Source organism: Sulfitobacter sp. OXR-159 (assembly GCF_034377145.1).
Taxonomy (GTDB): domain Bacteria; phylum Pseudomonadota; class Alphaproteobacteria; order Rhodobacterales; family Rhodobacteraceae; genus Sulfitobacter.
The window spans coordinates 1755836-1771293 of sequence record NZ_CP139707.1 but is presented as its reverse complement, the minus strand read 5'-3'; the positions used below and the strand labels follow the sequence as shown (position 1 = coordinate 1771293).

Genomic DNA, 15458 nt, shown 5'->3' with positions numbered 1-15458 from the left:
GCAAAATGCCGACTGGTGCACGACTTATGGCAGCGATCTCACTCGCGGTGCTGGCCTTTGTTTTGTCGGGCATGGTGGTGCCCCTGATGCCGGAAAGCACGGATTTCGGGTATTTCCTCCCGCTGAACATCCTTCTTGGCCTTGTGGTGGGCTGGCGGGTGATGGGCAAGCGCGCGGGGCGCGGCATAGTGGCCGCGATCAATAACGGGTTGGCCGGGGTCTTTGTGCTGATGCTCTGGGCGATTTTCTTGCAGGCGGCGAATGAGATGGTCCGTCTGGCCCTGCGCAACCGCTATGACGATCCTTTCGAAGCCATCGTTGCCGTGTTTCAGATCGGCGCGGAGTTCGGGGTGATGATTGCCACACTTCCCATCGGTGTGGCGCTCGTTGTCGGGGCTGTGATCGCAGGTCTTTTGACCGAATTTGCTTATAACCGTTGGTCCTGATCCCCATGCGACATCTTTTTATTTACGGCACCCTGCGGCATTTGCCGCTTTTGGAAATTGTGCTTGGCCGTTCCGCCGGAGCGATTGACCTGCGGCCTGCGACTTTGCCGGGCTACCGCGTCTCAGCCGCCGCCGAGGGGCCGTTTCCCACGATTGAGACATGCGAGGCCGCGCAGGCCGAAGGGCTGCTGGTTCAAGGGCTGAGTGCGGATGATTTTGCCCGGCTCGATTTTTATGAAGGCGCCTTTGACTATGATCTGGTGCCGGTGACATTGGCAGACGGGCAGGCGGCAGAGGTCTATCTGCCGCAACCGGGGCGCTGGACGGGTGAGGGGCCATGGTCGCTTGAGGCATGGGAGGCCGATTGGGCTGCGCTGTCGTGCCACGCGGCGCGCGAGGTGATGAGCTATATGGGCAAACGCCCCCGCGCCGAGGTCGACGCGATGTTCCCGATGATCCGCCGCCGCGCCCATCAACAGGTGCTGGCTGAAACGAGCGCGCATGATCCGCTGGCCCTCGACGGAAAGATTGAGATTACCGGCCGAGATCGCGTTTACGCAAAGTTCTTTGCCCTTGATGAAATTTCCCTCCGCCACGAGACCTTCGACGGTGCCATGTCCGCAGAGATCGACCGCGCGGTCTTTGTCAGCGCGGACGCGGCGTTGGTGCTGCCTTATGACCCCGCACGCGACCGCGTGCTGCTGGTTGAGCAGATCCGCATGGGCCCTTTGGCGCGGGGCGATCACACCTGCTGGCAGTTAGAGCCCATCGCGGGCCATATTGATCCCGGTGAGACACCGCAGGCCGCCGCACGACGCGAGGCGCTTGAAGAGGCGGGGATCACATTAGGCGCCTTGGAACCCGTAGGAAACGTCTACGCCTCTCCCGGCAATGCGACGGAATTCTTTCACATTTTCGTTGGATTTGCGGATTTGCCGGATCATATCATCGGCACGGGCGGTTTGGCCTCAGAGGGCGAGGATATACGGTCGCATTTGATGTCCTTTGACGATCTGATGGCCTTGGCCGATGCGCAGGCGCTTGCCAATGCGCCATTGGTGGCAAGCGCCTATTGGCTGGCCCGCCACCGCGAACGCTTGAGGTCCGAGAGCGCGACAGCTAAACCGGACGGAACATGAACTGGGGGCAAACATGCAGGTTGCAAAAGATCTGGCCGAGGCCATTGGAAACACACCGCTGATCCGGCTGCGCGGCGCGAGCGAAGAGACCGGCTGCGAAATTCTGGGCAAAGCGGAATTCATGAACCCCGGTCAGTCGGTCAAGGACCGCGCGGCGCTGTTCATCATCCGCGACGCCATCGCGCGGGGCGAGTTGAAGCCCGGCGGCACCATTGTCGAAGGCACGGCAGGCAACACCGGCATCGGGCTTGCGCTTGTGGGCGCGTCGATGGGGTTCAAAACCGTTATCGTTATTCCTGAGACGCAATCTCAGGAAAAGAAAGACATGCTACGTCTTGCCGGTGCCGAATTGGTGCAGGTGCCTGCGGCCCCTTACAAAAACCCCAACAACTTCGTCCGCTATTCCGAGCGTTTGGCCAAGGAACTGGCCAAGACCACGCCCGAAGGGGTGATCTGGGCCAACCAGTTCGACAATACCGCCAACCGTCAGGCGCATATTGAGACGACAGGCCCCGAGATCTGGGAACAGACAGGCGGCAAAGTGGATGGTTTCTGCTGTGCGGTCGGCTCTGGCGGCACGCTGGTTGGCGTGGCCATGGCGCTGCAGCCCAAGGGCGTGAAAATCGCACTGGCCGACCCCGATGGCGCGGCACTGCACAATTATTACACCGAAGGCGAGTTGAAAGCCGAGGGCAGCTCCATCGCTGAAGGTATCGGGCAGGGGCGGATCACAGCGAACCTCGAAGGGTTCAAACCGGATTACAGCTATAACATTTCTGACGAAGAAGCCCTGCCGGTGGTCTTTGATCTGCTGGAAAACGAAGGGCTCTGCTTGGGCGCTTCTTCTGGCGTGAACGTCGCAGGCGCCATGCGCATGGCGAAAGAAATGGGGCCCGGGCATACGATTGTCACCGTGCTTTGCGATTTCGGCACGCGCTATCAGTCCAAGCTCTTCAATCCAGAGTTCCTGCGCGAGAAGGGGCTGCCGACGCCCGGCTGGCTTGATGCCGCGCCACAATCCATTCCAGGTGTTTTCGAGGATACATGACCCAAATGCTCCGCTTCGCCCTCGGCCTTACCGCGTTGCTGGTCTGGCTGACCGGCGCGGCTGTCGCTCAAGAACCGGTTCTGCCGGACTTTGACCAATGGGAAACCGTCGCCTCGACCGCTGAAGAAGCCGTCGACGCGCCGGATACCACCGAAACCATGCTTGAGGTGCAGCGCGCCCGGCTGGTGGACTATCGCGCGAAATTTGACGCGGCGCGAAACCTGAACGCAGCGCGGATCAGCGCGCTGCGGGAACAATTGGCCGCCCTCGGCACCCCGCCAGAAGGTGAAGGGGCCGAACCGGAATCGCCCGAGGTTGCCGCCAACCGCGAAGAGTTGAACCGACAGCTCAACACCCTGCTGACGCCGGTTCAGCGGGCCGAAGCGGCGTACCTGCGGGCCGATGCGCTGATCGGTCAAATCGACGTGGCGCTGCGCGAACGTCAGACCGAGCAGTTGATGGAGGTCGTGCCCACGCCGCTCAACCCGGTCCACTGGCGCACGGCAATCGACGATTTGGCCACCGCAGCGGGAGAAATCGCCGCCGAAGCGCCGGATGATGCAGATAGCGCACGTCGCAACCTAAGATCATCGCTCCCTGCGGTTCTGGGGCTCACCGTACTCGGCCTGGTGCTGATTTTCCGCGGTCACCACTGGTCGACGACAATCGTCGGGCGACTCCAACAGTTTGGCGCGCGCGGTTTCGGCATCTGGCGCTTCGTCGTTTCGCTATTGCGGATCATCCTGCCCACGGTCGGTTTGGTCTTGCTGGCCATGGCCATATTGGCAACCGATTGGCTAGGGCCTCGCGGCTCTGCCTTGGTGCAGCTTCTCCCTGTAATTGGCGGCGCGATGCTCGGCGTTCGCTGGGTGGCCGAGCGGGTGTTTTCACGCGACGAAGACGAGGCGCTGATCCTGCTTCCGCGCCCCGAGCGGAAAGCCGTACGCTTTTACGTCAGCATAATCACAGTGACCGTCATTCTGGGCGCGATTATCCGTGCGATTTTCGACGGGCAGCAACCGGCTGAGACCACCGAAGCGGTGCTCCGCCTGCCTGTGATGCTGCTCAGCGCCTTTGCCCTGTTCCGCATTGGTCGCATTCTGCACGGTCACAGCGAGCCGGTGCCGGAGGATACACCTGCCTCTGAAGAGCCGCGCGTATCGACCCTGAGCCGCGTGGTGCGCGGTCTGGGCTTGGGCGCGATGATCGTGGCCGTGGTGGCACCGCTTTTGCTGATCAGTGGCTATTACAACGCCGCCGTGTCGCTGCTGCCGCCTTACGTCACGACGCTGGTCCTTTTGGGGCTGGTGATGACGCTGCAACGCTTCTTGGCGGATGTCTACGGCGCAATGACCGGGCAGGGCGTTCAGGCACGCGATGCGTTGATGCCGGTGTTCTTTGGCCTGATCCTACTGCTGCTCTCGCTGCCGGTGATGGCTTTGGCATGGGGCGCGCGGGTCACCGACCTGACCGAGCTTTGGGCGCTCTTCAGCCGAGGCTTCGCCTTTGGCGAGACGCGGATCCGTCCGACGGACTTCCTCTCTTTCGCAGTGATTTTCGTGATCGGCTATGCCGCCACCCGTCTTATTCAAGGTGCGCTGCGCAGCAACGTCTTGCCAAAGACGCGGATGGACATCGGCGGACAGAACGCCATCGTCTCGGGGATTGGCTATGTCGGTATTTTCCTCGCCGCGCTGCTGGCCATTACCGGGGCCGGGATCGACCTATCCGCCCTTGCCTATGTCGCCGGTGCGCTGTCGGTAGGTATTGGTTTCGGTCTGCAAAACGTGGTGTCGAACTTCGTGTCGGGCATCATCCTGTTGATCGAACGCCCTATCTCCGAAGGCGATTGGATCGAGGTGGGCGGCCAGATGGGCTATGTGCGCGACATCTCTGTGCGCTCGACAAGGATCGAGACCTTTGACCGTACCGATGTCATCGTGCCCAATGCCGATCTGATCAGCGGCACGGTCACCAACTACACCCGGGGCAATACCGTGGGCCGCCTGATCGTGCCCGTGGGCGTGGCCTATGGCACTGACACCAAACGGGTAGAGGGCATCTTGCAAGAGATCGCCCAAGCTCAGCCCATCGTGCTGACCAACCCGCCGCCTGCGGTGCTGTTCCTGAACTTCGGTGCCGATGCGCTGGAATTCGAGGTCCGCTGCTACCTGCGGGATGTCAATTGGATGATGAAGGTCAAGAACGACATCAACCACGCCATCGCCGCGCGTTTCAACGAAGAAGGGATCGAAATTCCCTTTGCCCAGCGTGATCTCTGGCTGCGCAATCCTGAAGCTTTGAAAAGCGATGCCGCGCCCGCGCAGGACGAGGGCGGCAAAACGGCGGAGCCGCAGGCATGACAGGCGAACTGTTTCGGACGGAAGCCTATCTGCGCGACGCGCCGGCCCGAGTAGCGGCCCATACGCCAGAGGGCGGGGTGATCTTGGACAATTCCCTGTTCTACCCCACAGGGGGCGGCCAGCCGGGCGACAGCGGCTGGCTGACATGGGACAAACAGGAACTCTCCATCGCCACCACCGTGCGCGACCGTGACAGTGGCCGTATCGCGCTGGTTCCGGCCGAGCCGCGTGCCCTGCCGCCCGTCGGGGCCTATGTGACCCAAGAGCTCGACTGGGACCGGCGCCACAAACATATGCGCGTGCATACGGCGCTGCATCTGTTGTCGGTGGTGATCCCGCATCCGGTGACGGGGGGGCAGATCTCGGCCAGCCACGGAAGGCTTGATTTCAACATGCCCGATGCGCCCCAAGATCGGGCGGAGCTGGAGGAGGCCCTGAACCACTTCGTCTCCCTCGACGCGCGGGTGAGCGAGGATTGGATCACCGAAGCCGAACTTGATGCGGCCCCGGAACTGGTCAAGACCATGTCCGTCGCGCCGCCGCGCGGGCGGGGTGACATTCGTCTGATCCGCATTGGTGACGCGCAAGACCCCATCGACTTGCAGCCCTGTGGCGGCACCCATGTGGCCCGAACCGGCGAAATCGGCGCGCTTCGCCTTGGAAAGATTGAGAAAAAGGGCCGGTTGAACCGCCGGGTCTATGTCCATCTAGGCGGTTAGATAAATTTATCTGTCTTGGGGGGATTTCGCTCTTGCAACTCACTGTCCCCCCAAGCTAAACCGCGCATCAACGGAGCGGTGGCCGAGTGGTCGAAGGCGCACGCCTGGAAAGTGTGTAGGCGGGAGACCGTCTCCAGGGTTCGAATCCCTGTCGCTCCGCCATTTTCCCCCTTTTTGAGAATATAGTTTTTCGCCCGTCTGGGCCGTTCTCTGGTGCATGCAAGTAAGCCCGGCACCTCTCGGTCCGGGCCTTCTCAGTTCTATTCACGTCGGCTCAGCGGGAGTCGTTACCCGCGCCAAAACCGCCATAGGCAAAACCTTCGCCCAAGCTGCTCTGCAGGCCGTTGGTTGAGAAGTTGGCGACAGGCGCACGATCATCCGAGAATGTTTCTAGCCGAAGGTCTGCAGCGCGTTCATTGGGACGGGTGGCACCGGCCTGCTCAGCGTAGACGACGCCAGAGGTCACGGAGGTATCCAGCCGCAGGTCATCGTAGCGGGTCGACTGACCGGCAAGGCTGGCAGTGGCGATCAAAGTGGCGGCGGCGGTTGCGATAAAGAGTTTCATTTTCAGGTCCTTTCAGGTTTTAGAAAGGGCGGCGGCTTACTCGCTCTGGGGAGAGGCGGGGAGGTCGGGAGGCCCGTTCGATACAATGATATTAAAGGGTGACAGTGCGCTGTTACAAAGCAACTTGGCTCACCGCGCCGTGTCAAAGCGAGACGCCCCGCGATTGAACCGTAACAATTGGCGGTAACTGTCCAACGGACTGTTTAGTATATGTTTTTAAGACTTTCAGACGTTTGATGCGCCCTGCAAGCAGGGGCCAAATGCCCCCTTCAAGCCCTGTTGCAGACCCGTCACAGGAACGTGTCCCACGCCGCTGCACGGCCTGCTCCTCAGCCCGTGTAGAATGTTTCAATCTTTGCGTTTGGTTTGGCGGCAAAAAGAAGCTCGAAGCGGATATTCTCCGCTCCGGGCACTCTGTTTGTAATGCGGGATCACTTAGACCAGTGGCTCGTAAAGCACCACGCGGGTGTTCATCGGCACCCGGTCATAAAGCTCAGCCATCTGGTCGTTCACCAGACGGGCGCAGCCGTTGGAAACGCGCTTGCCCAGCGTGCTGGGATCGTTGGTGCCGTGGATTCGCAAAAAGGTGTCGCCGCGCTCTTCGGTAAAGAGGTAGAGGCCCCGAGACCCTAGCGGGTTGTCCAGACCGCCATCCATACCATCGGCGTATTTCGCGTATTTCTCCGGTTCGCGGTCGATCATATCCGGCGTCGGGGTCCAGCTTGGCCATTCCTTCTTGGCGCCCACGTAGAACTCACCGGATTCGTAAAGACCCGGGCGACCGACGCCCACAGTATAGCGCCATGCCATATTGTCGGGCAGCGTCCAGTAGAGCGCAAAGTTATCGGGATCAACGTGGATCTCATAGGGCGGCGCGCCTGCCGCGATCGGCACTTTGCGCGGCATCATCTCTGGCGGCACATCATAGTTCGGCATTTCCTTGGGCGGATGCGCCAATGCGGGCGTGGCGAGGCCGCCGCTGAATGCTGCGCCGCTGGCTGCTATACCGGTGATGAAATGTCGTCTTCTCATTGCGTCGTTCCCCTTTTCTTCAATCTCGTGTTGAAGGGGAAACCGTTTCAGGGCCCGGCTGTTCCATCATTATAACGGGATCACAAACTGTTGTAGCTTTTCAACAGCGCTTTAGGCCGACAGTCTCTCAATCACGCCCTGCGCCCAACGGTCGGCAGATTGGCCAAAACAATCATGCAGCGAATCCACCGCCGTCACGCTGCCAAGCGCCAAACGGCCCAACAGGCACAGGCCGGGAACGGGGTTTCCGCCTTGGTCACACAGGGTGCCGTCGGGCGCAATCGCCGCGGCCAGATCGGTTGAAACCGGCGCGAGAAAACCCCGCGTGATAAGGTCGGGCAGGGGCGGGCCCTTGATGTTGGAGAGGTCCGGCGCGGGAAGCACCGCGTCGATAATGACTGAGACTTTCGCCGCCCGCCCTTGTGAGCGGAGGGTCCAACTTTGCTCTGTTTCTGCAATTTCGGGGTTCATGGTGAGCGCCAGATCAACCAATCCCGCGTCAATCAGGGCCAGCAGTTCTCGCGCCGACGACAGGGGCGGCCCGTAAGAATACCGCTTCAGCCCCTCGTCGAAGTCTATCAACCGCTTTGCCGTCTCCGGGGTTGCGTGGCCCGGATTGAAGGCCGCGCGCCATTGATCCTGCCATTTGCGCCAAACCTGCCCTAGCGCGTAGCCGGGGCTTGGCACGACCTCTCCGACGGCCAGGTCTATCCCATAGCGCAGGGCGTCCATCGGGGGCAGACGGTCCTGCGCGCCGGGGTCTGACCATTCAGTTTCCAGCCAGTCCAAGATCTGCGCCTTGCTCACATTCTGCGGTCCAAGGATGCGGGCCACCACGGGCGTCAAGGCCCCAGAGATAAGCGAGGGTGCCACCTCAGGCCCCGCGCTGACCGCTGCCGTGGCGGCTTGGATGAAATGGGCGGTCTCCTCCGATAATGGCTCGAAAAGCGCGTCGAGGGCGGCATTCCCCGGCTTTGGGAAAGGCGGCTGACCGTTGAGCGAGAAGGGCAGAATGCGGCTCGGCTCCCGGCCCGAGGCGTGATAGCCCGCCGGATCGAAACCGCCGCCCTGCGCCGTGGTCAGGCTGCGCAACACGTCATAGGTCGACAGACCCAAGCCCCGGATGGCAACCTGTTTGCCCTGCCAGCCCGCCGCCTGTTCAGCGAGCGCTGCCGCAGGATAGGCCTGCGCGACTTCCGCTTTGGTCTGCGCCGCGTGATCTTGCCAACCGGCCCATTGCGCGTCCGCCTCTACGGGCGGCTGGCCGAGGGTGAGAAGGACCTCGTTATAAACTGCCTCCGCGCCGGACTTCGATTCGACACACCAGCCCGAGCCTTTCCGCGAGATCCGCGAGACTTGGGCCGGGATCAGCCTGAGAGTCGCGCCGGTTTTCTTAAAACCCTGCGCAAAAAGATCGTCCCAACGCGCATTAAGGTAGCGGCCCATATCGGCGCGGGATGGGAAACTGTCGGGATCGATGGGCCTGTCTTGCCACTCCGCAAAGCGCCCCACGGTCGTTCCTTGCGGCGGTCGGATGGCGATATCGCGGTATGGGATGTTGAGCAGACAATAGGCCGGCTCTGATGGGGCGAAGTTTGGTCCGGCGCCGGGGTAGGGGCCGGGCTCGTAAATATCGATCTGCACGCGGCGGTCGGTGGACTTGAGGCGCTGTGACAGGGCCTCCAACGCGCCAAGGCCCCGTGGCCCCAATCCGATCACCGCAATTCGCGCTGTACCCTTTGGCTGCATGTCGCTCCCCGGTCTTATTCCAGCGCGACCGTAGAGGCGCGCCATGGCAGGGGAAAGCCCGCGCGCACCAAAAGCGCGCTACAAAAAAGGCACCCGAAGGCGCCCTTAACAAACCACTCATTTCACCGGAGAGGCTGCGATCAGCCGCCCCAGCTGCGCACCGAGCCGCAGTCCATATGGGTGAAGTTGGAGCCGGAATAGCGCCCAACACCGCCGCCGCCGCAGGCAATCGCCGCACGGGCCACCTGATGCACCGAGCGCGATGCGAGGCGCAGGTCAGCGGCCTGACCTTTAAGGTGCAGCGAGTTCTTGGCCACACCGCTAGAGCGGGAGCGCAACATCGCGTTGGTCTTTGGGCTGCGGTAGCCGGACAGAAGCATATAGGGCTCATTCACATCCAGCAGGTTATGCGACGCGGCCATGATGTCGACGGTACGCAGGTCCATGTTGGTGACCTCATCCGTCCGCCAATCGCGCATAAAGTGGTTGATCTCGGCAAAGGCGTCTTTGATATAGTGGCCTTCGATCCAATAGATCATGTCCAGTCGTTCACCTGTACGGCCAGAATACATGCGGATGCGGCGAATATCGCCAGCGCCACGCAGAAAACCTGCCGCGTTAGAGAAGGTGGGAGCTGCTGCAACGGTGGTTGCTGCGAATGCACCCAGAAGGGCGCGTCGGGTCATACCCGAGGAGCTTGTGCCTGTCATGTGTCTCTGTCCCGTCGTCTGCCTAAGTTACCCAAGATGTTACATGGGCCATTCATCTCATCCCCAGATGCAACATTGTTATTGCATAGCGGGAAAATCTGACCAAGGGCTGAATCGGAAAGGTTCCCGAGAGGTACAAATTTAGGCAAGTTTTTGCGCAATGTGGTTAAAAAACCCAATGTTTACAGGGAAAACCGATGCCCGATGCGCACAGATCAAAACCAGATTTTCCTGCGAACGGAAATTTGAATGGACTTGCGCGTCTTATTATTGGCAAACCGGGCAGGCAATAGGGTCGCTCGGCGGCAATGGTAAATTCACGGGGAACGACATGGGATTCAGCGCGACATCTTCACGGCATCTGCCCAATCTAATCGCGGGGCTGGCCCTGATGATCACGGCGTTGATCTTTGCCGCGCCCGCCACGGCGCAGGTCACCGCTTTCAAGCAGGCGGTCGCCGAGGCTGCCGCGCAGGATGATGACATCGCTGCCTTCTACCGCGAAAATGACTACGCCGCGATCTGGACCGGTGCCGCCGAGGAACACCGCGCGCGCCGTTCGGAACTGCTGCGGGCGATCACCACGGCGGATGACCACGGCCTGCCGGTGACGCGCTATAACCCCGATGCCGTTCTGGACATGCTGCGCAACGCGCAGAGCCCGCGCGACCGGGGATTCGCCGAAGTTGAACTGAGCCGCGTCTTCCTGCGCTACGCTCGCGACATACAGACCGGCGTGCTGATCCCTAAGCGGATCATCAGCCAGATCGTGCGTGAAATCCCTTACCGTGACCGCAAGACCTATCTGCAAGACCTGCCCAAATCCTCTCCCGCCGCTTATTTCCGCGCGCTGCCGCCGCGCAGCCTTGAGTATAATGCGCTGCTCAAAGAGAAGATCGCGATGGAAAATCTGCTGTCGCAGGGCGGTTGGGGTCCGTCGGTTCCCGCAGGCAAGCTTGAGCCGGGCGATACTGGCAATGACGTGATCGCACTGCGCAACCGTCTTATCGCCATGGGCTATCTGGAGCGGTCCAACGCCGTAGGCTATGACGCCAGCCTCACCGGTGCCGTGCGCCAATTCCAAGAGGCGCACGGGCTGAACACCGATGGTGTCGCAGGTCCGGCCACGATGAAGCAGATCAACATCGGTGTAGAGCAGCGGCTGCAATCAGTCATGGTGGCGCTGGAGCGTGAGCGGTGGTTCAACACCGACCGCGGCAAACGTCATATTCTTGTGAACATCCCCGATTTCTCGGCCAAGATCATCGACGATGGCAAGACCACCTTCCAGACCCGCTCGGTCGTGGGTGCCGCCCGCGAAGACCGCCCCACGCCCGAATTTTCGGATGTGATGGAGCATATGGTTGTGAACCCAAGCTGGTATGTGCCGCGCTCGATCATCGTTGGGGAATACCTGCCGCAGCTCAAGCAGAACCGTAATGCGGTGAACCATATCGAGATCACCGACAGCCGGGGCCGCAAGGTGAACCGCGGCGCGGTGAACTTCAACAAATACACCGCGCGGACCTTCCCCTTTGCCATGCGCCAGCCGCCCAGCAACACCAATGCTCTGGGTCTGGTGAAATTCATGTTCCCCAACAAGTACAACATCTACCTGCATGACACCCCAGCCAAGAGCCTGTTTGACCGCGACGTTCGCGCTTTCAGCCATGGCTGTGTCCGTTTGGCCGAACCGTTTGAATTTGCCTATGCGTTGATGGCTCCGCAGTCTGCGGATCCCGAAGGCGAGTTCCAAGCCATTCTGCGCAGTGGCCGCGAGACACGGATCGTCTTGGAAGAGCAGGTGCCTGTGCATTTGATCTACCGCACCGCCGTCACCAACGCCCGTGGTCACACCGAATACCGCGATGACGTCTATGGCCGGGATGCGCTGATCTGGAACGCGCTGGCCAAGGCGGGGGTGGCCTTGCGCGGCGTTCAGGGTTAACTCTCGGGCGCGCAACAAGTAAGGGCCGCCCGAAATGACCTATAGTGTTCAGCAAATCGCCAAAGCCGTCGGCGCCAGCGCCGAGGGCGACATCGAACTCATGGTCAGCGGCGTCGCCGAACCGGCCAGTGCCAAACAGGGTGAGATGGCGCTGGCGATGGACCCGCGCTATGCCAGCAGCCTTTCTGAGGGTGCCGCCGAGGTGGCGATGCTCTGGGAAGGCGCGGATTGGCGGGCTCTGGGTCTCAAGGCGGCAATCTTGCCGAACCGTCCGCGCTATGCGCTTTCCGGTGTGACGCGCATGCTCGACAAAGGGCAGGGGTTCAAGCCGGGCATCCATCCTACAGCCGTGATCGACCCCGAGGCCGTGCTTGGCGATGATGTCTCGGTCGGGCCGCTGGCGGTGATCTCTGCCGGGGCGCGGATTGGCGCGGGCAGCGTGATCGGGCCCCTGTGTTTTGTCGGCGTGGATGCATCACTGGGCGAGGGCTGTTTCCTACGCGAACACGTCAGCATCGGCGCGCGCGTGACCATCGGCCCAGGCTTCATAGCGCAGTCCGGCGTGCGTTTGGGCGGCGATGGTTTCTCTTTCGTGACGGCAGAGCTGTCCACGGTCGAAAAAGCCCGGCAAACCTTGGGCGATCAGGGCGACGCGGCACCGCAACCTTGGACACGCATTCATTCGCTCGGCGCTGTGACCATTGGCGCGGATGTTGAGATGGGCATGGGCTCCACCATCGACAACGGCACCATTCGGGACACGCAGGTCGGCGATGGCACGAAAATCGACAACCTTGTCCACATCGGCCACAACGCGGTGATCGGCAAAAACTGTTTGCTTTGCGGGCAGGCCGGAGTCGGCGGCTCAACCCGCGTGGGCGACAATGTTGTGCTGGGCGGGCAGGTCGGTCTGGCCGACAACATCACGATCGGTGACCGGGTGATCGCGGGCGGCGGGACGGTTGTGCTGTCCAACGTGCCCGAGGGCCGGACCATGCTGGGCTACCCCGCCACGCAGATGAGCAAACAAACCGAAATCTACAAAGCACTGCGGCGCTTGCCCAAACTGCTGCGTGATGTCGCGGCCCTGCAAAAGGTGGTTTCCAAAACCGACAAGGCTGACTAAACCTGCCGCGGACATTGTTGAGGGACGCCGCCATGAGCACTCAGGATCAGGTCATTACCATCCTCGCCGAACAGGCCATGATCGAGCCGGAGGATGTCACGCTCGACAGCACGCTGGAGGATCTGGGCATCGACAGCATGGGGGTCGTCGAAAGCATCTTCGCCATTGAAGAGATGTTTGATATCAACGTGCCCTTTAATGCCAATAGCCCCAGCGAAAGCGATTTCGACATCTCGACCGTGCGCAGCATCGTCGCCGGAGTGGAGCGGCTAAAGGCCGAGCAGAGCTGAGCCCATGAAAAGAGTTGTCATCACAGGTGCCGGCACGATCAACGCTCTGGGCCTGTCGGTGCCAGAGACGCTCGCCGCGATGCGCGAAGGCAAATGCGGCATCGGCCCGCTTGAGTTCCGCGATGTGGAGCGGCTGGCCATCCGCATCGGCGGTCAGGTGCGCGGGTTTGAGGCCGAAGGCCGCTACAACCGCCAGCAGATCGCGCTTTACGATCGGTTCACGCAATTTACCCTCGCCGCAGCCCGTGAAGCTATTGAGCAGTCGGGGCTGACTTTCACCGATGAGTTGGCGGCCCGCGCCGGTGTGGTGCTGGGCACGGCGGGCGGTGGTGTGTCCACGTGGGACGATAATTACCGCGCGGTCTATGAAGAGGGCAAAAACCGGGTGCATCCCTTCGTGGTGCCCAAGCTGATGAACAATGCTGCGGCGAGCCATGTCAGCATGGAATGGAACCTGCGCGGCCCGTCCTTTACCGTGTCGACCGCTTGCGCCTCGTCTAACCACGCAATGGCGCAGGCTTTCGCGATGGTCCGCTCTGGCATGAGCCCGGTGATGGTGACGGGGGGATCGGAATCGATGCTGTGCTTCGGCGGTGTTAAGGCGTGGGAAGGGCTGCGCGTGATGAGCCGCGATGCGTGCAGGCCCTTCTCGGCCAACCGCAATGGGATGGTGCAAGGCGAGGGCGCGGGGGTCTTTGTCTTCGAAGACTATGACCACGCGCGGGCACGGGGGGCCGAAATCCTTTGCGAGGTTGCAGGGTTCGCCATGACGTCGGATGCCAGCGACATCGTCATGCCCTCCAAGGCCGGGGCCGCGCGGGCCATGCAGGGTGCGCTGCAGGATGCGGGGATCAACCGCGAAGAGGTCGGCTATATCAATGCTCATGGCACCGGGACGGCGGCCAACGACAAAACCGAATGCGCCGCCGTGGCGGATGTTTTCGGCACCCATGCGGATCGCTTGATGATTTCCTCCACCAAGTCGATGCACGGCCATGTCATCGGCGGCACTGGCGCGGTTGAGCTTTTGGCCTGTATCATGGCGCTGCGCGATGGGGTGATCGCCCCCACCATCGGCTATGAAGAACCCGATCCTGAATGCGCGCTGGATGTGGTACCGAATGAGGCTCGCGCGGCGCAGGTCAATGTGGCGCTCAGCAATGCCTTCGCCTTTGGCGGGATGAACGCTGTGCTGGCCCTGCGCCGCACTTGATCCACGCACGGCCAAAGAAAATGCCGCCCCCGAAGCCGGGAACGGCATCTAAATCCGTAAAATCAGGCAGGTCTTACTGCTCGATCACCGAAACTTCATCATAGCCAGCGGTGAACCCATCGAGCGAGAGTGTGAGATTCACTTTTTGATCCGGGGCAAGGGCGGGCACGATGGTCAGCACCGCTTGCTTGCCGCGTTTGAAGGCGCCGATATCGGCATCGGTCAGACCCATGCGCACGTAGCAGCCCACCGGGTTGCAAAAGGCATAGGGATAGCGGCGGGCCTTGCCACCATCGACCGACAGGGTCAGCTGTGCGGGCAGGGCGGTCTCAAGCGGGACAACAACCGTGGCACCGGCTTTGGCCTGACCACCATCAGGCAGACGGAAAAGCGAGACTTCGGCAACCGGCGCGCCTTCGCCATCAGCAAGGAGCTGGTACATCTGGCAGGGGTCGACCTCTTCCTCGGTCTTGATGCAGCGCATTTCCCAAGAGCCGATCTCTTTCTTGGTGTAGGGCTTGCCCAGTTCGGGGTCTTTGTCCGCATCTTCGCCAAGGCTCAGCTGTTCTTCGATCTGTGCCGCATTGCCGCTGGTGCCGGGCTGGAGCTGCTGCTCTTCGGTCTGGGCAGGCTGTTCTTCCGTAGCGGTCTGGGCGAAAGCCGTCATTGGGGCCGTCAGTGCAAGCGCTGCACAAAGCGGCAGGGCGGTCATAAACTTGCTCATGTCATATCCACATTTGTTGCGTTACCGCCCCTTACCACGCCGCCGCGGGATTGTCAGTGGCCATGGCCGCATTTCAATCATGGTTCGGGCAATTTCATGCCGACCTGAGCGGGGGCGGTTTCCCTACGTTCTCAGGGGTTTAGGCGGCACAAATGCAAAAGGGGACGCAGCGCGCCCCCTTTCCATGTACTTTCTCCCCGTCGGACTGGGCCGACTTATTAATGCCACGTTAGGCAAGCAGGTGATGCCGGTCAACAGGAAAAATGCGACAATCTGTCAGGGGCCCGCGACAGTCCTTGGCAGAAAAAGGGCCGCACCCGAGGGCGCGGCCAAGTCTAACAGGGAGGAAGTACACCCACCCGAAAGAAGGACATGCGGGCGGGGTG

Annotated in this window: 14 protein-coding genes and 1 tRNA gene; 10 read left to right on the top strand and 5 right to left on the bottom strand. The window is 61.4% G+C overall.

The genetic code is table 11. The features are described from left to right. The first annotated feature begins 5 nt into the window (after nucleotides 1-5). From T8A63_RS09110 to T8A63_RS09085, 6 genes are all read left to right on the top strand, one after another. Nucleotides 6-446, top strand: a complete 441-nt coding sequence (locus tag T8A63_RS09110) for a TrgA family protein (protein ID WP_132443409.1) — start codon at nucleotides 6-8, stop codon at nucleotides 444-446. 5 nt (nucleotides 447-451) lie between these two features. Next, nucleotides 452-1585, top strand: coding sequence for an NUDIX domain-containing protein (locus T8A63_RS09105; protein WP_322343575.1), 1134 nt, complete (start codon nucleotides 452-454; stop codon nucleotides 1583-1585). Between the two features lie 13 nt (nucleotides 1586-1598). Then, on the top strand, nucleotides 1599-2633 hold the full coding sequence (locus T8A63_RS09100; protein ID WP_067628661.1) for a cysteine synthase A: 1035 nt from the start codon (nucleotides 1599-1601) through the stop codon (nucleotides 2631-2633). After that, entirely contained in the window at nucleotides 2630-4996 is a 2367-nt protein-coding gene (locus T8A63_RS09095) for a DUF3772 domain-containing protein (protein WP_322343574.1), read from the top strand. Before T8A63_RS09100 ends, T8A63_RS09095 begins: the two co-directional genes overlap by 4 nt. Continuing rightward, the gene (locus T8A63_RS09090; protein WP_300052634.1) at nucleotides 4993-5715 is read left to right on the top strand and encodes an alanyl-tRNA editing protein; all 723 of its coding nucleotides are present in this window, start codon (nucleotides 4993-4995) and stop codon (nucleotides 5713-5715) included. Before T8A63_RS09095 ends, T8A63_RS09090 begins: the two co-directional genes overlap by 4 nt. A 72-nt stretch (nucleotides 5716-5787) precedes the next feature. Next, nucleotides 5788-5877 (top strand) — tRNA-Ser (locus tag T8A63_RS09085). A gap of 112 nt (nucleotides 5878-5989) precedes the next feature. On the opposite strand, the gene T8A63_RS09080 is transcribed toward T8A63_RS09085, so the two are convergent. The 4 genes from T8A63_RS09080 to T8A63_RS09065 all read right to left on the bottom strand — a co-directional run bounded on the left by T8A63_RS09080 (nucleotide 5990) and on the right by T8A63_RS09065 (nucleotide 9771). Further along, nucleotides 5990-6280: a hypothetical protein gene (locus tag T8A63_RS09080; protein WP_067628656.1), complete on the bottom strand. Its 291-nt coding sequence runs from the start codon at nucleotides 6278-6280 to the stop codon at nucleotides 5990-5992. A 435-nt stretch (nucleotides 6281-6715) separates the two neighbouring features. Then, the gene (locus T8A63_RS09075; protein WP_416153209.1) at nucleotides 6716-7312 is read right to left on the bottom strand and encodes a L,D-transpeptidase; all 597 of its coding nucleotides are present in this window, start codon (nucleotides 7310-7312) and stop codon (nucleotides 6716-6718) included. 111 nt (nucleotides 7313-7423) lie between these two features. After that, complete coding sequence (locus T8A63_RS09070; RefSeq protein WP_322343573.1) at nucleotides 7424-9061, bottom strand: FAD/NAD(P)-binding protein; 1638 nt, start codon at nucleotides 9059-9061, stop codon at nucleotides 7424-7426. 140 nt (nucleotides 9062-9201) lie between these two features. Beyond that, a complete protein-coding gene (locus T8A63_RS09065; protein WP_322343572.1) occupies nucleotides 9202-9771 on the bottom strand; it encodes a YcbK family protein in 570 nt (189 codons plus the stop codon). 331 nt (nucleotides 9772-10102) lie between these two features. Between T8A63_RS09065 and T8A63_RS09060 the strand changes: the two genes are divergently transcribed. Genes T8A63_RS09060 through T8A63_RS09045 form a run of 4 tightly spaced genes read left to right on the top strand, consistent with a single transcriptional unit; the run spans nucleotide 10103 to nucleotide 14348 of the window. Beyond that, on the top strand, nucleotides 10103-11719 hold the full coding sequence (locus tag T8A63_RS09060) for a L,D-transpeptidase family protein (RefSeq protein WP_322343571.1): 1617 nt from the start codon (nucleotides 10103-10105) through the stop codon (nucleotides 11717-11719). A gap of 34 nt (nucleotides 11720-11753) precedes the next feature. After that, complete coding sequence (locus T8A63_RS09055) at nucleotides 11754-12845, top strand: UDP-3-O-(3-hydroxymyristoyl)glucosamine N-acyltransferase (RefSeq protein ID WP_322343570.1); 1092 nt, start codon at nucleotides 11754-11756, stop codon at nucleotides 12843-12845. A gap of 32 nt (nucleotides 12846-12877) precedes the next feature. Beyond that, nucleotides 12878-13135, top strand: a complete 258-nt coding sequence (locus T8A63_RS09050) for an acyl carrier protein (protein WP_322343569.1) — start codon at nucleotides 12878-12880, stop codon at nucleotides 13133-13135. A gap of 4 nt (nucleotides 13136-13139) precedes the next feature. After that, entirely contained in the window at nucleotides 13140-14348 is a 1209-nt protein-coding gene (locus tag T8A63_RS09045) for a beta-ketoacyl-[acyl-carrier-protein] synthase family protein (protein ID WP_300052699.1), read from the top strand. A gap of 73 nt (nucleotides 14349-14421) precedes the next feature. Here T8A63_RS09045 and T8A63_RS09040 read toward each other — a convergent pair whose 3' ends face one another. After that, nucleotides 14422-15072, bottom strand: a complete 651-nt coding sequence (locus T8A63_RS09040) for an invasion associated locus B family protein (RefSeq protein WP_067937170.1) — start codon at nucleotides 15070-15072, stop codon at nucleotides 14422-14424. Nucleotides 15073-15458 lie beyond the last annotated feature (386 nt).

What these genes read in the sequence shown, in the direction of transcription:
- T8A63_RS09110 (WP_132443409.1), top strand. Translation starts at nt 6, where the DNA reads ATGCCGACTGGTGCACGACTTATGGCAGCGATCTCACTCGCGGTGCTG.
- T8A63_RS09105 (WP_322343575.1), top strand. Translation starts at nt 452, where the DNA reads ATGCGACATCTTTTTATTTACGGCACCCTGCGGCATTTGCCGCTTTTG.
- T8A63_RS09100 (WP_067628661.1), top strand. Translation starts at nt 1,599, where the DNA reads ATGCAGGTTGCAAAAGATCTGGCCGAGGCCATTGGAAACACACCGCTG.
- T8A63_RS09095 (WP_322343574.1), top strand. Translation starts at nt 2,630, where the DNA reads ATGACCCAAATGCTCCGCTTCGCCCTCGGCCTTACCGCGTTGCTGGTC.
- T8A63_RS09090 (WP_300052634.1), top strand. Translation starts at nt 4,993, where the DNA reads ATGACAGGCGAACTGTTTCGGACGGAAGCCTATCTGCGCGACGCGCCG.
- T8A63_RS09080 (WP_067628656.1), bottom strand. Translation starts at nt 6,280, where the DNA reads ATGAAACTCTTTATCGCAACCGCCGCCGCCACTTTGATCGCCACTGCC.
- T8A63_RS09075 (WP_416153209.1), bottom strand. Translation starts at nt 7,312, where the DNA reads ATGAGAAGACGACATTTCATCACCGGTATAGCAGCCAGCGGCGCAGCA.
- T8A63_RS09070 (WP_322343573.1), bottom strand. Translation starts at nt 9,061, where the DNA reads ATGCAGCCAAAGGGTACAGCGCGAATTGCGGTGATCGGATTGGGGCCA.
- T8A63_RS09065 (WP_322343572.1), bottom strand. Translation starts at nt 9,771, where the DNA reads ATGACAGGCACAAGCTCCTCGGGTATGACCCGACGCGCCCTTCTGGGT.
- T8A63_RS09060 (WP_322343571.1), top strand. Translation starts at nt 10,103, where the DNA reads ATGGGATTCAGCGCGACATCTTCACGGCATCTGCCCAATCTAATCGCG.
- T8A63_RS09055 (WP_322343570.1), top strand. Translation starts at nt 11,754, where the DNA reads ATGACCTATAGTGTTCAGCAAATCGCCAAAGCCGTCGGCGCCAGCGCC.
- T8A63_RS09050 (WP_322343569.1), top strand. Translation starts at nt 12,878, where the DNA reads ATGAGCACTCAGGATCAGGTCATTACCATCCTCGCCGAACAGGCCATG.
- T8A63_RS09045 (WP_300052699.1), top strand. Translation starts at nt 13,140, where the DNA reads ATGAAAAGAGTTGTCATCACAGGTGCCGGCACGATCAACGCTCTGGGC.
- T8A63_RS09040 (WP_067937170.1), bottom strand. Translation starts at nt 15,072, where the DNA reads ATGAGCAAGTTTATGACCGCCCTGCCGCTTTGTGCAGCGCTTGCACTG.